We start from the raw sequence: 21,766 nt of genomic DNA, 5'->3' as shown, positions 1-21,766 counted from the left end.
TAGGCATAGAATCCTTAGAGAAAAGATACTCCTTTTGTTCAATTTTCAGAATAATCTAAATGCGGAATAATAAAAATAGAATTACATTTTAACCTTGTTAATAATTCATTTTGTAAAAATATTTTGTTGAAAATAAATGATGGGGGGCTCTTATAGAAAGAGTAGAGTGAGTGATTAGCTATATGAGGTATGGGGATGGTAGTAGTGTTGGAAATCTTTCATGATACAAAAGATTAAGATTAATAGAGTTTCCAATGCTAAATGGGAATTTAAGAATCAATTTGCTTCAAAAAATAATATTAAAAATGGGGAGATGCAATATGAAACGAGGGAAATTTGGAAAGATACTTATTGGAACGTTAACAGCTGGAATGTTATTGTCTCAAGGAATTCCATATAACGTATTAGCGGAAGAGGTAAATACATCTACTTTAACTGGAATTGATGATGCAAATGCTATCTTAAAAGGCCTTACAAAGGAACAACGTAATGCCTTAAAAACGTTAGATACAAAACCGGGTTTTGTTATTTCGCCAGGTATCAATACCACAAGTCCTAATAATGTGAATGTGATTATAGAATTTAAGCAAGCACCTAGCAAAATTGAAGTATTAAAACAAGCGGCTAAAGGGAAAAAGGTAGCTCTTTCAAATGCGGAACAAAAGGTAGAAGCATCACATAAAGGATTTAAAGCAGAGCTTGAACAGCTTCAAAAGAATAAAGAGAAAGGGACAAATTTAAAAGCTGCAAAAATAACAAGAGAATATAAGAATGCTTTTAATGGTGTAGCGATTTCTTTACCCGCGAACATGATTGAAGATTTAGTTCGTACCGGTATGGTTAAGCGTGTATGGGAAGATCAAGAGGTTAAAATTGATTTACCAAAAGAGACAGCTAAGACTGCTGTTGAACTAAAAATGGCAGATAGTGTACCGCAAATTGGTGTGGACAAGCTGCATGATGAAAAAATAACAGGTAAAGGAATAAAGGTAGGTGTACTGGACACAGGTATTGATTACAACCATCCAGATTTGAAAGATGCATATAAAGGATATCGTGCAAAGCAAGGTGAAGATCCAAGCAAAATAGATCCGAACTCAATAAAAGGATGGGATTTTGTTAATAATGATGCTGATCCAATGGAGACAACGTATAAGGATTGGCAGAATTCTGGAGGATATCCTGAGATTTATGAGGGAAGTGCATATTATACATCCCATGGTACTCATGTAGCTGGGACAATTTCTGCAGACAAAAAGAATAATGTAGATTATGCGGTTAAGGGCGTTGCTCCAGATGTAGATTTATATTCATATCGTGTATTAGGTCCATATGGAAGTGGACAAACAAGCGGTATTCTTGCTGCGATTGATAAAGCAGTGAAAGACGATATGGATGTTATCAATTTATCACTAGGAGCGTATATTAATGATCCTTTATATCCTACTTCTGTCGCAGTGAACAATGCGATGTTAGCTGGTGTTGTTACAGTAGTAGCAGCTGGTAATAGTGGTCCGGAAGAAGGTACCATTGGATCACCTAGTGCAGCAGCACTTCCCATTACAGTTGGAGCCAGTGACGCTGCAATGACTATTCCAACGTTTTCCGCCGATGCAGGTGATGTACATGTAGATAAGATGATGCTACTTGGAAAAAGCTTTACTGATAAGATTGAAGATTTGAAAGGACAATCCTTATCGGTTGTATATGCAGGGCTTGGGAAATCAGGTGATTTTGCAGGGAAAGATGTAAAAGGGAAGTTAGTTCTTATCCAACGCGGTGAGATTACATTTGATGAAAAAATTAAAAATGCTAAGGAAGCAGGCGCAAAGGCAGTAATTGTATATAACAATGTAGATGGGGAAATTACAAGTTATCTTGGGGAAAGTACTTCATCTATTCCATCGTTCCGCTTAACAAAAGTAGATGGTGAGAAATTACAAGCAAAAGCTGCCCAAGGGGATGTGGCTTTAACATTCGGTGAGCCTAGTAATATAAAAACAGAGGGAGATCACTTAGCTGATTTCAGCTCCCGTGGTCCTGCAACGAAAACAGATGATATTAAGCCAGATATTGTAGCACCAGGTGTGTCTATCTTCTCAACTGTTCCTGAATATATTAATGATCCAAAGGATGGAGAAAATTATCCGGTAGCGTATGGACGTATGTCAGGTACATCTATGGCAACTCCTCATACTGCAGGGGTTGCGGCACTGATTTTACAGGAACATCCAAACTATAGTCCATTTGAAGTAAAAGAAGCACTTATGAATACCGCAGTTGATTTAAAAGAAGAGCGTTCTGTATTTGAGGTGGGATCAGGAAGAATTGATGCATATCGTGCAGTTCATGCAGATACATCTATTGAGGTTATCGATAAAACATCAAACGTTGTAGATGATGAAGAAGTAGAAATTGAAGAAAAAACAGGTTCTATTGCATTTGGGTATAAAAATCAAATTGAAACTGGGCCTATTAAAGATAGCCGAAAAGTCTTAATTAAGAACAGCAGTAAAGCAGATGGGAAAGATTTTAAATTAGAAGTAGAGTTTTCACCTACAATTGTAGGTGTGCAAGATGCAGCGAAGAATGGTGTGAAGCTAAACGTACCAGATTCTATTAAAGTAGCTCCTGGTACATCAGGGGAAATTAGTCCTGAAATTATCATTCCGGAAAACGCTGAATTTGGTAGATATGAGGGCTATATTCATATTTCAAATAAAAACAATGAAAAAGAAGTATATCAAGTACCATTTGCAGTTAAATTCACAGAAAAAGGGATTGCGTCTGTGGATTTACTAAGAGATGCAATGGCAACAGATGCATCTAAATTCCATCCATTTATGGAAAGACCTAGTTCGCCTTTGACATTTAAATTGAATAGTCCACTTGAAACCATTGATGCAGTTGTAAAGGATCGAAATATAGGGAAGGCATTAGGAGTCGTTGGTACACTTAATGCAAGTAGTCTAACACCAAATGTTGAGTATATGATGTTTTCTGGTATGGGAGGGTATGTACTTCCATTCACAGGAGATCCAACTCATCCAATTGGGGATAAACCTGTTATGTTGCCTGATGGAGATTACGAATTGAACTTCGTTGGATATGATAAAGAAGGAAAATCGTATACAAAAGGCGATAGCATAATCATTGATAATGTAATACCTGAAATGAAATTTAAGGATGTACAACCTGGTATACACGAAGTCAATGATTCCATGTTTAAAGAAGAAGACGGCCAACGTGCATTATGGGTGCATGGTAATATTTATGATTCTACAGTAGATGCATTAAAGGCAAAAGGCTTGCAGTATGATCAAAAAGCGAATCAAATCGTATATTATCAAAACTCAGCCTTCCCATCAGGTTGGTTAAATACAATTCAAGCAAATGGTGATTTTAAATTTGGAGTACTTCCAGAGGAAATAAATGAGCCGTTAAATTTAAAATTATTTGGATATGACCTTGCCACTGCAGGGAATATGGCAACTGGATATAAAGATTATGTCTTTGTAAAAGAAGGGACAGAATACGCTGTTCCAAGTTATGACAAAGATAAAATAAAATTAGGTGAAAAAATTACGTTAACTTTGAATCTCAATAATGTAAAACAGCTTATGTCAGGTACGTTTGAAATTCCTTATTATAAGCAGCTCTTTAAATTTGCAGATGTGAAACCAAATCCAGCATTTACGGAATATGTAAAACAACATGGACTGAACCTTAAATTAGAAGATCCCAAGGTAAGTGAAGAGGGAGCTTGGGAAAACAAAGTGAAAGTTGGCGCGTCATTGGAAGGAAAAGAATTTAAAGGATTAGATGGAGATACACCATTTTTAGATGTTACATTCGAGATGACGAGCGATGAATACTTTAATGATTTAACTGCATTTGGAGTAGATAAGTTCTCTTATACAAAAGTTGGTGCAACAGAAGGTAATGAGATTCCTGTGTTTAAAGATAAATCTTTTGCTATTGTTTCGAAACATTCAACGGTTACAGGATATATTGGTCCGGAAGCTTTCTTGAATGAAGAGGGGTATTTAGGTAAGAAAGACTATACAAAACTAGGAGCAAAAGTGTACGCAGTTGGCAAGGATGGAAAGAAATATACAGGAACAGTTAATGAAAATGGACAATTTGAAATTCATAGTGTCCCAGTGAGCGATAAAGAATATGATATTTTCGTAGAAATGCCAGGTCATTTAAATAGTAAATTAACAACAAAAATAGGAAAAATGCAGGATGGAGAATTAGTGGGACAAAACTTTAGAGCTGACATGGATGATAACCTTGCAGGTGATGTCAAAGGCGATAAAATGGTGGATATTCAAGATGCTAGAATAGCAGCTCTGTCATATGGAAAAGGAAAAGTATCTGTAAAAGATGGAGATATAAATCAAGACGGTGTTGTGAACGAAACTGATATTCGTTTTATTGAGAAAAACTTCTTGAAAAAGGGTCCAGATGCTAAAGAAAATCAGAAACCGAAAGAAAATGTAGGGCCAGTGACGTTAGAGAAAATTTTACGCTCTATCGGTTTAGAACCAAAAAAATAAGTGGACAAATTTCTAGAGTAAATAAAGCAATCAGACAATGAATAGTAAATGAAATGGATTGGATTGGTTAACAAATAACGGGTAATGATTTACGGTATCATTGCCCGTTATTTTAAAAGTAATAGTCGTTGGGGTACAGGAGGTAACTAGTTTAAAGGTAGTTCACTTTCGTTATGGGACAAGGTAGTTGCTTAATTAGTATTGTTTGTGGGATGGAAATAAGGTTTGTAGTTTGAACTTTAAAAATAGGGGGACTTGTGAAATGGGTATGAAGAAAAAACTTGGTATGGGTGTCATAACTGCAGCGCTAGGCTTATCTTTAATTGGCGGGGGAACATATGCGTATTTTAGTGATAAGGAAGTATCACAAAACACGTTTGCAGCGGGTACTTTAGATTTGAGTGTGAATCCTGAAGTTGTTATTAATGTCGACAATCTGAAACCAGGTGATGAAATGGAGCGTGGTTTTCAATTAGTTAACAAAGGAACCTTAGCAATAGGAGATGTGAAACTCCTGACAGATTACAGTGTAATCGATGCGAAAGGGGATAATGGAAATGCTGATTTTGGTGATCATATCCGTGTGGATTTCTTGTGGAATTTGGATAAAAATGAAGTTCCAGTATGGTCTACCACATTATCTGAATTAAAGGTAGCTACGCAAAATGGAAGTATTCCTGACCTTGTAAAGAAAGGTATTGTAGATCGAGAAGGAAATGGACTTGCTCCTGGTGATGATGATACATTTTATGTAATGTTCACATTTGTAAATAGCGGTGAAGACCAAAATGTATTTCAGGGAGATGCATTGAAATTAAATTGGACTTTTAATTCCATGCAAGCAAGCGGTGAAGAAAAGTAAGTGTAAAAATTTGTATACTCTATGTTTAAAACTGTAACAAGAAGCATAAGATGGCCGTTTTGATCAACTTGGCCAACTTATGCTTCTAATATGTATACAACAAAAATAACAACTAGCCCCTCTTAAGAGATGCTAGTTGACGTGAAATTCGAAAGAGGAAGTTAAAAGTTTTTGGTTTCTTGCTCAATTAAAGCCCCAATTAGTTTAATAAACATAATTAAAATTGCAAACTAAATCCTTTGAATTTATGAATTCCAGTTCCGAATCTTACTTGATCTTTTTCTTTAAGTTCCTCAACTGCATTTCCCACTTCTTTTAAAAGGCTTGCATCAAGACCTATTGTATTATGTCCTCCATAAATCTTCGTAACATTGGGGATTTTGGATATTTTCTTTAACGATTGCGTTAAATCCACAGGGTTGGTCGTAGGGAAAAAAGCATACACTGGAGTCTCATCATAAAGCAAATCACCTGTAAATAAATAACCTTTACTATTATCTAAAATTGAAATATGTCCCGGAGAATGTCCTGGAGTATGGTAGATAGTCAATTTTCTATTGCCTATCTCTATTTCATCACCGTCATTTAACAAACCTGTAGGATTACCCTGAAAGGGTTTATAGGTGTCTGGATTAAACGTTTTTGGTGTAGGAATTGTAATATCACGACTTACATCTTTTCTGATTTGTTCGATAGAAAGTTTCTTAATACCATTGACTAGCCAGTCTTCTTCATCCTTATGTACATAAATATTCTTAAATTCACCATGACTTCCAATATGATCCCAATGGACGTGTGTTGTTAAAACAATAATCGGTAAATTTGTAAGCTGGTCTGTAATCCTTTTTATGTTATCAATCCCAAGACCCGTATCAATTAATGCAGCTTTCTCCTCACCGATTAATAAATAAGAGTGAACTTGTTCCCAATGTCCATACTCACTAATAGCGAAAGTTGTATTATCTATTTGATTTACTGTAAACCATGAGTCTTTAATTTTAACCATTTATTAAATTCTCCTTTCTAAACTCTCATACCAACAATTTTCTCTATTAACTTACTTGAAACCTTCTACTGTCATTCTTGAACTAAAATGTCATTTGGTTGAATAAGGAACAGTGTATATCCTATACATGTTCGGTTAACGTAACGTCTCATTATCAGAAGTTCTCCTTATCAACAATCCCCGACTAATTAATATTCGTGAAACATCCTATTCACCTACGTATGCAGTTTCTTATTCATTCCATTATATCAGTGGTTAAAAGCAATCATTATCTTTATTTCCTTTACTCCATATGTATAAAATTTCGCATAAAATAATGGCCAGCTTATAGGTTAATAATTAACACAAGGCCAACTTATGGGTAAAGCTCCTCATAAATATATGGGTTAGAAAACTGATGCCGATTTCCCTTTTAAAATACATCTTAAGATATATTTTACGATGTATTTTGTTGTATGTTGGAGAGTATAGGAATATTAAATAATTGTCCTGCTTTTGAGATACCTTGAGGGGATTTTTCTCGTAATGTGGAAGAAAAACAGTTTTGGGAGGTGCTGAATTATATACTATATTCATTGGCAAGGGAGAGAAAAGAAGTAAAAAATCATGAATGAAAAGGAGGGGGATATATTATGTTACGACAAATGAACCTTTTGTATATGTGAAGTAGAAAAAGTAAAAAATCACCTGTAAAGGGCGGTTGAAAATCGGTCTTACTATTTATTTTTTAATGCTCTTTTTAAGAGTTCAATTATTTGTTCTAGCCATTCTATAGGAGTAAGGTTTAAAGCAGGAAAATAAATTTTGGTATTATATATGATGAATTCTTCTTTTTCATGAACGGATAAACCACTTTGTAGGAATGCTGTAATGTCTTCAATAGTATTCTCTAAACATATATTAGTAACTTCAGTGATAAATTCGTTTATGGCAAATTGGAGTGATTCAATATCTTGATGGAAAGTTCCTGCTAAAAAATCACCTAATTCTTCATATTGTATGTAATTATCTTTCATGTAAACTCACCTATATCTTTCTGGATATCCTGTACTCAAAAAACTACCATTTTATGAGTATCTATTTCTAAATGATTTATTTCCATCCATTTAATATTTTTCAAGTTTCCCAAAAACTAAAGTATTTACTAAAGTCTTTATAAGGAGATAAAAAGCTTTTTAATTCTTGACTAATATCTTCTAGACTCCCATATATATTATCTGCGGCTAAATTAATTTCCTCATTAAAATTATATAGCTGTTCATCTACATAACTGAATCCCTCAAAGCAATTATTATGTATCAAATTAGATATAAATGGTTTTATTTTCAATACATTTTCTGCATTTAGAATAAATTTATCCCATAACAGTCCCAGTATTATTTTTACGGGTAATTTTTTATCATACGTTCCTTTTACATTTTTTAATTTAGGTACGATGTCAACCAACTTATCATTACTAGATAGAGAAACTTCTATAATTTCAATAGAAGGGCTATCTAATGCTTCAACTGTCTGATCAGCCCAATCAATTATTTCAGTTTTTGAAAATAAACCAATTTGTAACCCTATACTCAGAACCTCAGCTATTATTTTTATATTAGCCATATATATAACTCCTTAGATTTTTTGATAATTATACATCGCAGTAACCTAAATTTCAAAAGGTTGTTGCTAGTATGCAGTAACTACAGGGATTTATAAACTTAGGATCCCTTCACATTGTTACCAAGCCATAAGATAAAATCCCTCCTAAAACGAAAAAAGATGAACAAAATAATAAAAAAGGTTCATTTCTATTTCTTTTTTAGTTTCTATTCTTTAGTAAAAGAACTTAGTAGATGAAAAGGGTAGATTGTACAGCTAATTGGGAGATAAGTACAAGTAACTTTGAACAATATTAAGTTCACCATTTTTATGATGCCCCTTTTTCTATAACAGTAAGTTCAAATTATGTTTCTATTAAATAAAAAATACATCCTTATAGGGATGTATTTTTTATTAATGATAATGTTATAAATTATTCTACATGAACCGATATGCTTTTAGATAATACTTGCATTGAGAAAGGAACTCTAGCTTCAAAAGCTATAGTGTTTGTTGAATTTGATGTGTTTGAGAAGATGTACGAATCTTTGATACGTAATCTAAATGTTTTTTCAGATCCGAATGGACCAGTATAAGAACTGACTTCGTCTAAAGAACTGCCTGCATATCTAATACCATTAACAGTTAAAGCTTCTGAATATGAATCCGGTTTACCTACTTCACTAACTTTCACATAAAGCTAATCGCCTTTAAGAACAGGAATAGATAAGTAAGAACTTGCACTATACATTTTGTTATTATCGCCTACAGCACTAATGCTAACACTTCGTAATGGAGAAGAATCCGCCTTTGAAATAGTTGGTAAAAATGCTAGTGTAAGTGCAAAACACATAGCTAACATGCCCATAAATTTTTTCATATTAACAACTCCTTAGGTATTTAACATCCTGTATTTTACAGGTTAAAAATGTAAATTTTAATATCGTTATATAAAGAATAATTATGTAATTATGCATATTTAATATAAAGTACACCAAAACTCGGATACATAAATCCCTTGCTGTTACATTGGGGATACGCAAATAGCTAAAAGAAAAAGGAGATTTCTTTCCGAGAGTAGGGAGTCTATTTGCTCTTGGTATCGAGAATGAGACGTTATACTAACCTGACATGTATAGAGTATACAACCAAAATCAAACAATAAATCACTTCTTAAAAATGGTGAAATAGGGAAAAAGAGGTCCTGTATAGTGCCTTTAGAAAACTCTATTTATTACATTGGATTTACTATTATATTAGTGATCATCGGTGCACTGCTTGGGGGAATTATACGTATAATTCGACATACTAGTAATCACAAAAAGCAAGATTCAGTTGAGCAAAAGTTAGATAAGGTTATTCCACTATTAGAAAAACAAAATAAAGATTAACCCTACTCAAAAAATAAGTAGCTTGCAATAGATCCCAATAACGAAAATTATGTAAATGAGCTGTCCATATGGACGGCTCATTTTTTTCTTAGCGAAATGCTAGCAGTACCCCATGATTACCAACTTAAGAATTTAGAGTTACCCCAAAACGAAAAAATTTCGTTCTGGAGGTACTATAAAATTTTAGCTTGAGAGTGATGGGGCTTCTTGGTTAATATTACTTATGATAGCTAACGAATTTGTCCTAAGACAGCCGAGATACGTATGAAAATAGGTCGCAGAAAATCATCTTCACTCTTGTATCTCCCTTTGTATAAATTCGCTATCTACACTTTTAGTTTAGGGGCAATAAACAATAATAGAGCCAAGGTTGGTTTCAATTTAAGATATACGAATAGCTACTTTGCGGTCTACAGCAAGAACCTTGTGATTAAGCCAATAATAAAGAATTCAAATCAGTTTTAAACAAAACCTTGCCTCTCGTATTTCATTCTATATTCAATGGTATCTTCAATTTTGGGGAGTATGAACTTTTTCATGATTCAAAGTCCCAAATCAAGTTCTGAAGTGACTCCTCTTACAATAACAATATTCCCTTAATAAACAATTCTGTAACTAGATTTAAGAAACTTTGCAACACAACCTCACGGGTTATAAATTGATTTAATTATGTTAAATCTCGTTGTTTTATTTTATTTTTAGTCTCATTTTCTATATAATTTCGAAGTGTTTTAATAATCGGATTATGTAATAAAAATTCTTTACCATATGTAACATTAAACTCATGGTTAAAATCTAAGGGAGTATAACCCTGGTTATGCTGAATAATTGTCTCCATTTTATCTAATGCTTTTACTAACTTTGCTTCTTCAGTTTCCCCTTTATTGTATTCCTCCCACAGTTCAAATATTTTGTTACGTGTGTTTTCCGAAAGGGAAGCAGTTAATTTTGAAATAGATTGACTTTCTTGTTGGAGTTTTTCTTGTTTGTTTATGTTTAGTATAGCGGGTGTATCTCCCTCGTAAGCCTCACCCAAATCATGTATCAGGCACATGCGAATGATTTTATTAAAATCCATATTTAAGAAATGATCTTCTAGTACCAAAGAGAAAATAGCTAGTCGCCATGAATGTTCTGCAACACTCTCTTGTCTTTTATCTTTTGTCCAAGCAGTTCGAAGCGTATTTTTTAGATGCTCCAGTTCTTTGACAAAAGAAATAATATTTTGTAAATCACTATTCTGATTGTTCATTTTAACAGTCCTCTCTAATTTATGTTCATACAGTCTATTTATACATAAGTTAAATGTTATGTCTTAGATAAAGGTAATTACTTCATTGAAGTTTTTATTTTTGTACAATATTGTTATTTAACCATTAGTTAAAAGTTTACAAAAGGACAATTGTCCTTTTGCGTAAAATCATTTTAGTTTTTAATTACTCTGTGGACAGAACAATGGAGGTGATTCTTTGAAAGGTATACTCTTTGCAATTATAGGTGGTGCATTAATTATACTTCAAGGTACATTTAATGCCCGACTCAGTTCAGATATTGGAATTTTGTCAAGAAGTATTATTACACATTTAATTGGTTTTCTAATTGCAATATCCTTATTTTTTATAAAGAAAGAAGGTTCGTTAAATGATTTAAAAAACGTGAAAAAGGTATATTTATCTTCAGGTACATTTGGAGTAATTATTATTTTTGCTGAGACTCTTGCTATTTATTCAATGGGGATTACATTAACAGCTGGAACTCTCATGATTGCCCAACTTTTAACGGCTACTTTTATTGAAATTAATGGCTTGTTTGGAATAAAGAAAATTAAAATAATGAGTCATCATGTAATTGGGACTATCGTTATGATTTTAGGTATTGTTGTGTTTAATATGTAAGCTTGAAAGGATTGGTGGAAATGATAGGTGATAGCAGATCAGAATTAATTACTCATTATTTGAAAATCCATAATATCTTTGATTCATTAGTTAAATCTCATGTCTTAGATAAAGGTAATTACTTCATTGTAGTTTTTATTTTTGTACAATATTGTTATTTAACCATTAGTTAAAATTTCACAAAAGGACAATTGTCCTTTCGCGTAAAATCATTTTAGTTTTTAATTACACTGTGAACAGAACAATGGAGGTGATTTTTTGAAAGGTATACTCTTTGCAATTATGGGCGGTGCATTAATTACACTTCAAGGTACTTTTAATGCCCGACTCAGTTCAGATATTGGAATTTGGTCAACAAGTATTATTACACATTTAATTGGTTTTCTAATTGCAATATCTTTATTTTTTATAAAGAAAGAAAGTTCGTTAAATGATTTGAAAAACGTAAAAAAAATATATTTATCTTCAGGTACATTTGGAGTAATTATTATTTTTGCTGAGACTTTTGCTATTTATTCAATGGGGATTACATTAACAGCCGGAACCCTCATGATTGCCCAGCTTTTAACGGCTACTTTTATTGAAATTAATGGCTTGTTTGGGATAAAAAAAATTAAAATAATGAGTCATCATGTAATTGGGACTATCATTATGATTTTAGGTATTGTTGTGTTTAATATTTAGGCTTGAAAGGGTTGGTGAAAATGATAGATGATAGCAGATCAGAATTAATTATTCATTATTTAAAAATCCACAATATCTTTGAGACTTTTAAAAAAATAAATATAAGATACTTTCAGTTGAAGCATGTCAAAAAAGGGGAACTTATTTGTAATAAAGATGAAAAAATGGATCGTTTATTTTTTGTGGTTAAGGGGAAAGTGAAAGTTTATACCATTACACCAGACGGTAAGAAGCTTATCTTGCGATTCATTAATCCTCTAGCAATTGTCGGTGATATTGAACTCATTCAAAATAGTACATCTCATAATGTAGTTGAAGCATGTTCTGATGTGGAAACGATCTCTATACCATTTGAAGTGATAAAAAATGAATTAAAACATGACATTGCACTTATGAATTTTTTATTTCAAAACATGGCGAATACCTTAAAAATAGCAACTGATTTCACGGCGCTCAATTTACTTTATCCTGTAGAAATACGTGTAGCAAGTTATTTGTTGTCTATATCAACGGATAGTACTGGTAACATATATAGAGAAGATATAGATTCTACATCTGTATCAAGCATAGCAGATTTTATAGGAGTAAGTTATAGGCATGTTATTCGGATTTTACAAAGGTTTTACAAGGAACAACTGATTGAAAAGAAAAAAGGAACTATTTTAATTAAAGATGTTTCTAAAATGAAAGAAATTGCTAGAAATAATATTTATGAATAAGAAAAAAGGAGGAAAAATATATGGGGTTAATTTTTGCTATCTTAGCAGGAGCATTAATCAGTTTGCAATCAGTCTTTAATGTCAAAATTAACGAGAGAGTAGGGCATTGGCTAACGACCTCCTGTGTTCTTGGTTTTGGATTGATTAGTTCCTTAATAGCTTATTTTATTACGGAAAAAACTTTGTTCATAAACTATCACACGACAAATTATATATATTATTTAAGCGGTTTATATGGTATAGGCTTGGTTGTTTTTATTATGAGTGCTATTAAATTGTTAGGACCGTCTTATACAGTATTAATCAGTCTTATAACTCAGTTAGTACTTGCGTTGTGTATAGATACATTTGGATTGTTTGGAATAGAGAAAGTGCCTTTTCAAATAAACAAACTAATTGGTATAGGCATGTTGGTACTAGGAGTCGTTATCTTTAAGAATCTTCTTCCTTACAAAAAGAGAATTGAAAAAGATAAGCAAGAGCTTAGTAAACTGGAATGATAATCAATTTAAATATTCGTAGTTTAGATTTGAGGTATTGTCGAAAAAGCACCTCTTCAAATGAACAAATTAGTCGGTATAAGCCTACTTGTAATTGATGTATTGATTTTTAAAGATTTTTTTCTTATAAGAAAAAGAAAGTTTACTCAGATAAAATAGGGCTTCAAAAAGCATGGATTGAACAGATTAATTAGGAAAAATCCGATTTTCCTAGTATAAAGAAAATCGGATTCTTCTTTGTAGAATATAGCTTAGCGTACGAAATTCGCGTTTTGTGGCTGGCCCCATAAACATCATAGGCAGGCAAGATATCCATTTCATCGTCTAGATTCATACAAACTTTTATACAACCATCCGATGTTGTAAATTTTGAAGGGTTATCATCAGTGTTTATGAAAGCGTAATCAAAAGTTGGGATTTTTAAATGTTTATGAAAATGTTTCTTCTTAAAACATCATGGGAAGGAAATAGGGGGACAACTGTACACAAAGGAATCCCGGTATGAAACTAATGGTATAAAAATTACTGACCCCAACCTTTTACGAAAGGATCAATTAGTAGTTAAAAGCATGACAATAATAACTCAGGAAGAAAATTTTCCTGTACAACAAAAGGAGAGAAATATAGCTATGTCTACAATAAGTGGGGATGTAAGCATGAAAAAAACTCAAGAATATAGTGCTAGGAAAGCAGTACCTGTTATCTTACTGTTATTTCTACTATGTTTGGTAATTGACAATTCATTTAAGATTATTTCTGTTGATATGGCAAAGGATTTTCACATTTCAGCAAAAACAGTTAGCTGGCAAGCAACATTAGCTGGCCTTGTGATTGGAATTGGGGCAGTTGTTTATGCAGCTTTAGCGGATTCTATTAGTATGAGAAAACTTTTTAGTGTTGGTATTATCTTTATCTGTGTCGGTTCAATCATGGGATATGTTTTCCAACATTCATTTTTACTAGTTGTTATCTCTAGGATAATCCAAACAGCGGGTCTAGCATCAGCTGAAACATTATATGTTATCTTTGTAACAAAACATTTACCTGCAGATGAACAAAAGAAATTTTTAGGATTCAGTACGAGTAGTTTTGCTCTTTCACAGCTTATCGGTGGATTAACTGGAGGCTATGTTTCTACGTACTTCCATTGGACAACTCTATTTTTACTTTCTTTAGTAACACTTTTCGCTCTTCCTTTTATTTTGAAATATCTTCCTAAGGAAGAAACGAAAAACAGTAATGTAGATGTAGTAGGATTATTTTTAGTAGCAACGATTTCAGCATCCCTATTACTATATATTACCGATTTCAATTGGATGTACCTTCTCTTGTTTATTGTTGCAATCACATTGTTCCTTGCTTATATTGGTAAGAACTCAAAAGCATTTATCGGAATATCATTCTTTAAAAATAAACAGTTTGTCTCACTGCTTGGCGTTGCTTTTGTAATTTACTCTGTACAGCTAGCATATATCTTCATATTCCCTTTCTTACTTGAAAAGATTTATGATTTGAAGCTAGATACTATTTCACTATTATTGATGCCAGGTTATATAGCAGCAGCTACTGTCGGCGCTCTTTCTGGAAAAATTGCAAAAGTTTTAGGAAGCAAGCAATGTATTACAATTGCTATGTCTAGTATTGTAATCAGCTTACTATTAGGCGGATTCTTTATAAAAACTTCTGTTGTGGTATTTGTGATATCCATGGTTCTATTCTCTAGTTCATTTGCATTCATGTACGCACCATTACTTGATTCTTGCATTTGTACAATTGAGAAAGATAAAACAGGAACAGCAATCGGTTTTTATAACTTAACTCTTAATGTCGCTATGTCAATCGGAATTGCCTATACAGCAGTTATGATGAATCATTCCTCACTGCGAAAAAGCATTCTAGACATTACAAGTAATGCGGATATTTCCATGTATAGTAATATCCTATTCATTCTCGCACTCATTACTCTTTTCAGTTTATCTCTGTACTGGGTATTAGTAGAACGAAAAACGACAAAGTAGATTACGTTTTCTAATTAGAATTTCAATGTAAGAGTACTGTGAAACAAAAAGGAGAAGTGAACGTTTATACAATCACACCAGAAGGTAAGAAACTGATCTTACGTTTTATAACCCTTTAGCGATTGTCGAAGATTTCGAATTGATACAAAATAATAAAGCACATAATGTCGTTGAAGTATGCTGTAAATATCGATTTTATTATAAGAAAAACCCTACGTATTTGAAACAAGGATTGATCAAAATACATAGGGTTTCTTTTCGATTAGGGGGGGACCGTCATATCACTATCCATTTAAAAGAATGACCCACGTTTTATGCAAAAATTAATTTGTTTAGATTGAAAGTAGATTATAAATTTAATATTTAAATATAAATAATTTGAATATTAATATATTATCATTTAAATGATTCAGACCTCAGCTACAAAGTTAATATTTGTAGCTGAGGTCGTTTATACATAGAAAAGAATAAAATTATGAAAAGGCGGTATTTATTATGAAAGCAATTAAATTAGCAGGTTTAACACTTGCAGCAGGTTTATTATTGGCTGCGTGTGGTACTGAAGAAGCGAAAATAGAGCAAGATGCGAAGAAAGAGGAACAAAAAGAAAAAGTTAAAGCATTTCAGGAAGAAAAGCAGCAAGAACATAGGGAAGTACCTGTGCAACAATCGATGGATAAATCAAAACAGCATGAAAATGTAATTAAGGAAACAGTTAAAGAAGAACCAAAAGCAGAGTCAACGCCAGTTGAACAAGCGAAAGCCAGTGGGTTAAATGAAGCGCAAGCAGAAGAAAAAGCGGGTCAACCAGTTACAGCACAAGGCCAGGGAGCGCGAAATAAGGATGTGAAATTAAGTCAATTAGGTATCCAAACAGCAAAGGATGGAATAAAGGTGGCTGCACAGGCACAAGACGTCCATATTGAAGCAAAAGACAGCCTAACTCGAATTGTTGTTATCGTTCCAGCTGGAACAACGAAAGAACGAGCGCAACAAGTAGGCGACATAGCAGCGCGCCAGGTGGCAAGTTTCGGGACAATGGGATTATATGTAGATTTGAAAACACCGTCAAAAGACTATTTAGGGGAATATTGGGAAAATTTTTCTGGTGATATCGGTATCTATGACAGCAATGAAAAACAATTGGCACGTGGATATATTTCCAAGTTAAATCCAATAAAAATTAAATGGTAAGAAAAACAAGGTCCCTACACAATGTGTGGGGATTTTTCCATAAAAAAAGACACCCTTAGGTGCCTTTTCCAATAGTTTTTAGCAGAAGCAACTGCATCCGATAATGAATAAATATGAGACGATATAAATATAACTTTATATATTAGTATTATACAATTAGATTTGTCTCAAATACTATTAGGAAATTTGAACAAAAAGGATATTGAAAGGGTCCTGATATGAATATCAAACCCTTTTCAATATGTATAATTATTTCACTGCTTCTTTTAATTCTTTTCCAGCCTTAAAAGCAGGTACTTTTGAAGCGGCAATTTGCATTTCTTCACCTGTTTGTGGGTTACGTCCTGTACGTGCAGATCTTTCACGTACTTCAAATGTACCAAAACCAAGAATCTGTACTTTCTCTCCATTTGCTAACGCATTTGTTATTGTATCTAATAATGCTTGTGTTGCTACAGCAGCATCTTTTTGTGTAAGTTCAGCTTTTTCTGCTACTACTTTTGTTAATTCTGTTTTATTCATTTTCTGCACCTCTTCATATGTAATTAGGTGACTATTATAACGTGTGATTACTTATGATGCAATTATACTGTACATAGGAAAAGCCATAGCAAGAGCTAGGTGACAATATCTGTGTAAAAGGCTTAAGAAGTTTATTAATTATCGCGCTAAATCTTGTTCATATTTCTTTACTTCTTCCAAAGTTTTAAATGTTAACACATCAAAAACTCCTTTTTCATTCCCACATACAACAACAAAACCATCCGTTGCTTCCAGAACTCTACCGACGCTACCATCTGTAAGCGGAATACTGGTGAGCTGTTTTACGTTCAGTTTTTCTTCTTTTCGAATGTAGGTAGTTATGGGTGTCCCAACAGGAAATGCGTCTGTGATCTCTTTTGTTGTATAAGTGCCATCATCTATTGATTGAGTTTTAGCTGTAATAGAATCAGTTTGAGTGGCACATCCTGTTGAACATATTAAAAGAATTCCAGTAATAATACTTGCACAAGCTGTTTTTACCATTCACAAAATCCTCCTATAACTGATCGTATTGTCAACCCATTTAGGGTAACAAATTGTATATACGAAGTTTGTTGGATTATGTGAGTCGTAAATTAACAAAGATACAGGTATTTTGGCAGAATGTGTTTCAAACAAAAAAAGACACCCTAAGGTGCCTTCCTGCGACTTGAACCATCGTAATATGGTATTGGATGCCAATCCAATTATTATTTTATCACATTAAATAATTTTGGTTGTTGAGAAATATAATTCAAATCTATATGTTGTTTACTTTTACTTTGTTAGCCTTTTTTTGTTGTGGATTCTTGAATCTGTTCAGATTTGCTTTTAATTTCATCGGTATTTGCTATCTCGACACTTCCTTGAGCCTTTTTATATTTTTGAATTGAAGCATTAACATTCTGATTAAATGAAATCAAGTTACCAGTTGGTGAAGACATTTGTTCATTAAGCGCCGTTATAATATTATCTATCTTTTTATATTCTTTTTGGTGTTCTTTAGAAGCCTCTGAAACAAGTTTTAATTGTTGCTTCATTTCTGTATGGAGTATATCAGCATGCTTGATCATGGGCTCAGATTCTATTTTTCAAGCGTATTCTTTCTGTAGATTCATAGGGGAAGGGAAAGGAAGGCGTTTTTAATTTTTAAACTTGCTTATTGTGTTTCATTGTGTGAAAATAACCGAAGAAATTATTGAATACAGTACTGATAAATGATAATAGAAAGTGAGCTTTTGTGATGATACCTTATTATATAGAGATAGCTCATGAGATAGCTAAAACGGCCCATGCTGGACAAGTAGATAAAGCAGGTATGGATTATATCAAACACCCTGAGGCAGTTGCTAGCTTTGTAAATACGGCCGAAGAGAAAGCTACTGCTTATTTGCATGATGTTCTGGAAGATACTGAGATAACTGCTAATGATCTGTTAAGTGCCGGTATACCTCATAATGTAGTTGAGGCAGTGCAGGTACTGACAAAAAAGAAATACACGCCTTATTTTGAGTATCTGAGCAAAGTGAAAGAAAATTCTCTTGCCCGTACTGTCAAACTTGCAGACTTAAAACATAATTCTGACCGCTCACGACTTTCTAGGATAACGGATAAAGACCTAAAACGATTAGAAAAATATCGCAAAGCGATTCAGTTTTTAGAGGAATAAAAGAAACAGCAACTTTTTTAGTAGCAATTTTCTAGAATACTAATTGTTTAAAGAAATTACTTCATGCAAATATTAAATGAACCTTGTATATAATTTTTAACAAAATGTAAAAACTAATATACAAAATGTTAAAAATTATATACAAAATGTTAAAAATAGGATAAAGTTTTTGTAGGAGGTGGGGGTAGTTGTTAAACAACCGGATAGTTGTCTGCCGTGCCGAAAAAGGTTGGACACAGCAAGATTTAGGAGAGAGAGTAGGTGCTAGTCGACAGACTATCGCTTCTATGGAAAGGAATAAATATAATCCCTCTTTAATTCTTGCATTTAAAATAGCCCAAGCTTTTGGAAAACCGTTAGAGGAAGTTTTCGAATTTAAGGAGGAATAAACAAATGGAATTTATAAAGTATGCTGTAATTATTATTATAGTTTTATCATGCTTAAGTGAATTATATATGTTTAAATTTCAAAAAAGCCAAGAGGCAAGAGATGAGAGAGGTTTAGATATTCAGTATAAAACTACTAATTTTTTATATAATACTCTTTATCTGGGAATAGTTATATTATTTCTCCTTAACATGCTTCAATATATTACAGCAGAACAATTTGTGAATATCCTCTTATATTTCTTTATTTCTTTAGGGATATTAAAAGTTGCTTATTCATATTGGAGAAGGAGCTATTAAATATAAAAAGAAATACTAAAAATAAGGGGGCATATTTTTAATATACTTGTTCCTGAATTAATAATAGATTAATTTCTGCGGAGGTATTAGTACTTAATATTAGGAGAAATTGGCCGCAGCTTACTAATATAATTATAGATACGCCTATGTACTTAAAGAATAAATGCAGAGTTTTTATAAGCGTGGAAAAATTGCAGTTTCAATTGAAACTGCAATTTTTAATTCATCCTTGCCATTATAGGGGAGGGGATTTGAAGTGTGCTAAGATAAAGTCATTTTAGTAAACTTGCTTCATTTTAAAATAAGTTTGAATGAAGGAGACAATTTGCTAAATACACTATGTTGTTCATTTCCTTCTTGATTCATACTTACTTGATAAGGTGAAAATCCTTTATACGTTTTTCTTTTCCATTGCCATAAGCCATTATTTTGATCGAACTCACCATAGTATTGATTGTAATCAAGCTTGTTTCCGGTGTTTTTATTAAAATTATTGCTAATAAAGATACGACTATTACTTGCATAGATTTGGTTATTGGTAATTACATTATTACGGGTATCATAATTTAATTCTATTTGGCCACTCTCTTGATCTTTTGTATCATTTTTATAAATTACATTGTTCGTAATCGTGTTATTTTCAGCATATCCTTGCTGACTGTCATATCCACCAATTGCAATACCACTCATGATATTATTGGATATCGTATTGCCTCTAACGGTAATTTGACTTGCGCTTTTTCCTGCATGTTCGCTTGCCACCTCAATACCAAGGTCGTTTTCATAGCTTTGATTTTGCTCAATAATAATTTCCTTCCCGCCATCCACGTAAATACCATCAGCTGAATATTCATTATAACTCGTATTAGTGATGGATGAATTGTGATGGACAATATTGTTACGAACAATTCCATTCCGTGCTTGATCTAAAGCAGCTACCGGAGATACTCCTTCATGTCCAATCAGAACAATACCGATGTTATTGTTATCACGTACTTTGTTATTAGTAACTTCAAAAGAATCTACATTCCCGTTCATAGCAATTGCTTCACTCAGTCCTAACTTCAAATTTGCTACTTCGTTATTATCGATGACAATATGATTTAAATTATTTTGTGCACTAGATGAAGTACCGTATACAGCAATGCCGTGTGCATTTCCATCTTTAACATTTGCTTCAATGTGATGGATATAATTATTTCTAATCTCGATATGACTTCCTGTTCCAGTAATATAAATACCAATAGGTGTTTCATTAACTTTTGTTGATTTTAAATTGCGAAACTCTAATCCTTTTACCTGGATATAATTTTTGTCCGCTATTGTAAATAACCCATCATCCTCTAACTTGACTGTGGAACCATCAAGAATTACTTTTTCATCCTGGTAATTTTGAAAAGTAATAGGTGCTCCTGAGGCACCGGAATGAGTGACACGAACCTTTTGGTTATAAATCCCGCCTCTTATGTAGATTGTGCTTCCTTCTTTAGCAACATTAGCAGCTTTTTGAATGGTAGCAAAAGGTCGATCTAATGTGCCGGGATTGAGGTCGTTACCTGTAGGAGATACATAGTAATTTATAACAGAATTTGTATTGATATTGGATTGTGCAAAGGCTGATACTGGAAGTGTGAAAATTAACATACTGAGAGAAAACATGAAGATAAAAAGAGATTTTTTGAATGAGGGGAATATTTCTTGATAGTTCATCATTTTCTTCCTCCTTTTTATTTATCATTTTAGCCAAGAAGACTCCTTCCTCAAGGAGCGTGAAGGGTCACAGCCCAGTGAGTAGGTGGGAGATGAATTGGCTTCGAACAAGGGATGGCAGGAAGCCATCTTAATTGTTCGACATATAGAAAGTGTTACTTTACTATCTATCGAATGTACGTTTGGTATATAATAGTTATATACCGAAATGGAGGTGAATGAAATGATGATCAATAAAGCCTATAAGTTTCGTATCTATCCAAATCAAGCACAAGCAATTCTAATCAACAAAACGATTGGTTGTTCTCGCTTTGTATTCAATCATTTCCTAACCTTATGGGATTACGCATACAAAGAGACAGGAAAAGGCTTGACCTATGGTACATGCTCTGCCAAACTCCCTGCCATGAAGAAAGAGTTTGTTTGGCTAAAGGAAGTGGATAGTATTGCGATTCAGTCGTCTGTTCGCAACCTTGCCGATGCTTATACGCGCTTTTTCAAAAAACAAAACAGCGCACCGCGCTTTAAATCTAAGAAGAACAACGTACAATCTTACACCACAAAACAAACAAATGAAAACATTGCCGTTGTAGGGAACAAAATAAAGTTGCCGAAACTAGGCCTTGTTCGATTTGCCAAAAGTCGTGAAGTAGAGGGACGTATTGTAAATGCGACTGTTAGACGAAACCCTTCTGGCAGATATTTTGTGTCACTATTAGTTGAAACAGAAGTACAAGAACTTCCGAAAACACATTCTTACATT

At 33.1% G+C, this 21,766-nt stretch carries 21 protein-coding genes and 2 pseudogenes; 14 read left to right on the top strand and 9 right to left on the bottom strand.

Annotated elements, in window-relative coordinates; translation table 11 throughout:
- Window positions 1–320 precede the first annotated feature (320 nt).
- Entirely contained in the window at window positions 321–4,562 is a 4,242-nt protein-coding gene (locus tag CER22_RS24705) for a S8 family serine peptidase (RefSeq protein WP_088609822.1), read from the top strand.
- 262 nt (window positions 4,563–4,824) lie between these two features.
- Window positions 4,825–5,424, top strand: a complete 600-nt coding sequence (locus CER22_RS24700) for a TasA family protein (RefSeq protein ID WP_088609821.1) — start codon at window positions 4,825–4,827, stop codon at window positions 5,422–5,424.
- Between the two features lie 217 nt (window positions 5,425–5,641).
- Here CER22_RS24700 and CER22_RS24695 read toward each other — a convergent pair whose 3' ends face one another.
- From CER22_RS24695 to CER22_RS24680, 4 genes and pseudogenes are all read right to left on the bottom strand, one after another.
- Complete coding sequence (locus CER22_RS24695) at window positions 5,642–6,430, bottom strand: MBL fold metallo-hydrolase (protein ID WP_088609820.1); 789 nt, start codon at window positions 6,428–6,430, stop codon at window positions 5,642–5,644.
- Between the two features lie 716 nt (window positions 6,431–7,146).
- Entirely contained in the window at window positions 7,147–7,446 is a 300-nt protein-coding gene (locus CER22_RS24690) for a contact-dependent growth inhibition system immunity protein (RefSeq protein ID WP_088609819.1), read from the bottom strand.
- 100 nt (window positions 7,447–7,546) lie between these two features.
- The gene (locus CER22_RS24685; RefSeq protein ID WP_088609818.1) at window positions 7,547–8,035 is read right to left on the bottom strand and encodes a hypothetical protein; all 489 of its coding nucleotides are present in this window, start codon (window positions 8,033–8,035) and stop codon (window positions 7,547–7,549) included.
- A gap of 412 nt (window positions 8,036–8,447) precedes the next feature.
- Window positions 8,448–8,894 (bottom strand): annotated as a pseudogene (locus tag CER22_RS24680) (hypothetical protein).
- 331 nt (window positions 8,895–9,225) lie between these two features.
- Between CER22_RS24680 and CER22_RS24675 the strand changes: the two are divergent.
- A complete protein-coding gene (locus CER22_RS24675) occupies window positions 9,226–9,405 on the top strand; it encodes a DUF4083 family protein (RefSeq protein WP_088609817.1) in 180 nt (59 codons plus the stop codon).
- 667 nt (window positions 9,406–10,072) lie between these two features.
- Here CER22_RS24675 and CER22_RS24670 read toward each other — a convergent pair.
- A complete protein-coding gene (locus tag CER22_RS24670) occupies window positions 10,073–10,657 on the bottom strand; it encodes an HD domain-containing protein (RefSeq protein ID WP_088609816.1) in 585 nt (194 codons plus the stop codon).
- Between the two features lie 217 nt (window positions 10,658–10,874).
- Between CER22_RS24670 and CER22_RS24665 the strand changes: the two genes are divergently transcribed.
- From CER22_RS24665 to CER22_RS24635, 7 genes and pseudogenes are all read left to right on the top strand, one after another.
- On the top strand, window positions 10,875–11,300 hold the full coding sequence (locus CER22_RS24665) for a DMT family transporter (protein ID WP_088609815.1): 426 nt from the start codon (window positions 10,875–10,877) through the stop codon (window positions 11,298–11,300).
- A 258-nt stretch (window positions 11,301–11,558) separates the two neighbouring features.
- Window positions 11,559–11,984: a DMT family transporter gene (locus tag CER22_RS24660; RefSeq protein ID WP_088062885.1), complete on the top strand. Its 426-nt coding sequence runs from the start codon at window positions 11,559–11,561 to the stop codon at window positions 11,982–11,984.
- Window positions 11,985–12,004: 20 nt separating this feature from the next.
- Window positions 12,005–12,703, top strand: a complete 699-nt coding sequence (locus tag CER22_RS24655; protein ID WP_088609814.1) for a Crp/Fnr family transcriptional regulator — start codon at window positions 12,005–12,007, stop codon at window positions 12,701–12,703.
- Window positions 12,704–12,723: 20 nt separating this feature from the next.
- Window positions 12,724–13,203, top strand: coding sequence for a DMT family transporter (locus tag CER22_RS24650; RefSeq protein ID WP_088609813.1), 480 nt, complete (start codon window positions 12,724–12,726; stop codon window positions 13,201–13,203).
- A gap of 629 nt (window positions 13,204–13,832) precedes the next feature.
- Entirely contained in the window at window positions 13,833–15,221 is a 1,389-nt protein-coding gene (locus CER22_RS24645; protein ID WP_088609812.1) for an MFS transporter, read from the top strand.
- Window positions 15,222–15,268: 47 nt separating this feature from the next.
- Window positions 15,269–15,402 (top strand): annotated as a pseudogene (locus tag CER22_RS24640) (Crp/Fnr family transcriptional regulator); the annotation flags it as partial.
- 314 nt (window positions 15,403–15,716) lie between these two features.
- Window positions 15,717–16,415, top strand: coding sequence for a DUF874 domain-containing protein (locus CER22_RS24635; RefSeq protein ID WP_088609811.1), 699 nt, complete (start codon window positions 15,717–15,719; stop codon window positions 16,413–16,415).
- A gap of 249 nt (window positions 16,416–16,664) precedes the next feature.
- Here the strand turns inward: CER22_RS24635 and CER22_RS24630 are convergent, their stop codons facing one another.
- The 3 genes from CER22_RS24630 to CER22_RS24620 form a co-directional block, all read right to left on the bottom strand.
- Window positions 16,665–16,937 (bottom strand): HU family DNA-binding protein, encoded by a 273-nt coding sequence (locus CER22_RS24630; protein ID WP_088609810.1) that lies wholly within the window; start codon window positions 16,935–16,937, stop codon window positions 16,665–16,667.
- 138 nt (window positions 16,938–17,075) lie between these two features.
- A complete protein-coding gene (locus CER22_RS24625) occupies window positions 17,076–17,441 on the bottom strand; it encodes a hypothetical protein (protein ID WP_088609809.1) in 366 nt (121 codons plus the stop codon).
- Window positions 17,442–17,722: 281 nt separating this feature from the next.
- Window positions 17,723–18,010 (bottom strand): hypothetical protein, encoded by a 288-nt coding sequence (locus tag CER22_RS24620; RefSeq protein WP_373452624.1) that lies wholly within the window; start codon window positions 18,008–18,010, stop codon window positions 17,723–17,725.
- A 170-nt stretch (window positions 18,011–18,180) separates the two neighbouring features.
- Here CER22_RS24620 and CER22_RS24615 point away from each other — a divergent pair, with 170 nt between their 5' ends.
- The 3 genes from CER22_RS24615 (at window position 18,181) to CER22_RS24605 (ending at window position 19,293) form a co-directional block, all read left to right on the top strand.
- Window positions 18,181–18,606: an HD domain-containing protein gene (locus CER22_RS24615; protein WP_088609808.1), complete on the top strand. Its 426-nt coding sequence runs from the start codon at window positions 18,181–18,183 to the stop codon at window positions 18,604–18,606.
- A gap of 188 nt (window positions 18,607–18,794) precedes the next feature.
- Window positions 18,795–18,995, top strand: a complete 201-nt coding sequence (locus tag CER22_RS24610; protein WP_000933886.1) for a helix-turn-helix transcriptional regulator — start codon at window positions 18,795–18,797, stop codon at window positions 18,993–18,995.
- 4 nt (window positions 18,996–18,999) lie between these two features.
- Window positions 19,000–19,293 (top strand): hypothetical protein, encoded by a 294-nt coding sequence (locus CER22_RS24605; protein WP_088609807.1) that lies wholly within the window; start codon window positions 19,000–19,002, stop codon window positions 19,291–19,293.
- Between the two features lie 291 nt (window positions 19,294–19,584).
- On the opposite strand, the gene CER22_RS24600 is transcribed toward CER22_RS24605, so the two are convergent.
- Window positions 19,585–21,003: a right-handed parallel beta-helix repeat-containing protein gene (locus CER22_RS24600; RefSeq protein WP_088609838.1), complete on the bottom strand. Its 1,419-nt coding sequence runs from the start codon at window positions 21,001–21,003 to the stop codon at window positions 19,585–19,587.
- Between the two features lie 223 nt (window positions 21,004–21,226).
- Between CER22_RS24600 and CER22_RS24595 the strand changes: the two genes are divergently transcribed.
- Window positions 21,227–21,766 (top strand): RNA-guided endonuclease TnpB family protein (locus CER22_RS24595; RefSeq protein ID WP_142293552.1); only part of this gene is annotated, 540 nt, incomplete at its 3' end.

Origin of the sequence: Bacillus sp. K2I17, from assembly GCF_002209985.1 — a bacterium.
Lineage (GTDB): Bacteria > Bacillota > Bacilli > Bacillales > Bacillaceae_G > Bacillus_A > Bacillus_A wiedmannii.
The sequence above is the reverse complement of the archived record's forward strand: the minus strand, read 5'-3'. Positions and strand labels throughout refer to the sequence as shown.

What these genes read in the sequence shown, in the direction of transcription:
- CER22_RS24705 (WP_088609822.1), top strand. Translation starts at nt 321, where the DNA reads ATGAAACGAGGGAAATTTGGAAAGATACTTATTGGAACGTTAACAGCT.
- CER22_RS24700 (WP_088609821.1), top strand. Translation starts at nt 4,825, where the DNA reads ATGGGTATGAAGAAAAAACTTGGTATGGGTGTCATAACTGCAGCGCTA.
- CER22_RS24695 (WP_088609820.1), bottom strand. Translation starts at nt 6,430, where the DNA reads ATGGTTAAAATTAAAGACTCATGGTTTACAGTAAATCAAATAGATAAT.
- CER22_RS24690 (WP_088609819.1), bottom strand. Translation starts at nt 7,446, where the DNA reads ATGAAAGATAATTACATACAATATGAAGAATTAGGTGATTTTTTAGCA.
- CER22_RS24685 (WP_088609818.1), bottom strand. Translation starts at nt 8,035, where the DNA reads ATGGCTAATATAAAAATAATAGCTGAGGTTCTGAGTATAGGGTTACAA.
- CER22_RS24670 (WP_088609816.1), bottom strand. Translation starts at nt 10,657, where the DNA reads ATGAACAATCAGAATAGTGATTTACAAAATATTATTTCTTTTGTCAAA.
- CER22_RS24655 (WP_088609814.1), top strand. Translation starts at nt 12,005, where the DNA reads ATGATAGATGATAGCAGATCAGAATTAATTATTCATTATTTAAAAATC.
- CER22_RS24650 (WP_088609813.1), top strand. Translation starts at nt 12,724, where the DNA reads ATGGGGTTAATTTTTGCTATCTTAGCAGGAGCATTAATCAGTTTGCAA.
- CER22_RS24645 (WP_088609812.1), top strand. Translation starts at nt 13,833, where the DNA reads ATGTCTACAATAAGTGGGGATGTAAGCATGAAAAAAACTCAAGAATAT.
- CER22_RS24635 (WP_088609811.1), top strand. Translation starts at nt 15,717, where the DNA reads ATGAAAGCAATTAAATTAGCAGGTTTAACACTTGCAGCAGGTTTATTA.
- CER22_RS24630 (WP_088609810.1), bottom strand. Translation starts at nt 16,937, where the DNA reads ATGAATAAAACAGAATTAACAAAAGTAGTAGCAGAAAAAGCTGAACTT.
- CER22_RS24625 (WP_088609809.1), bottom strand. Translation starts at nt 17,441, where the DNA reads ATGGTAAAAACAGCTTGTGCAAGTATTATTACTGGAATTCTTTTAATA.
- CER22_RS24620 (WP_373452624.1), bottom strand. Translation starts at nt 18,010, where the DNA reads ATGATCAAGCATGCTGATATACTCCATACAGAAATGAAGCAACAATTA.
- CER22_RS24615 (WP_088609808.1), top strand. Translation starts at nt 18,181, where the DNA reads ATGATACCTTATTATATAGAGATAGCTCATGAGATAGCTAAAACGGCC.
- CER22_RS24605 (WP_088609807.1), top strand. Translation starts at nt 19,000, where the DNA reads ATGGAATTTATAAAGTATGCTGTAATTATTATTATAGTTTTATCATGC.
- CER22_RS24600 (WP_088609838.1), bottom strand. Translation starts at nt 21,003, where the DNA reads ATGAACTATCAAGAAATATTCCCCTCATTCAAAAAATCTCTTTTTATC.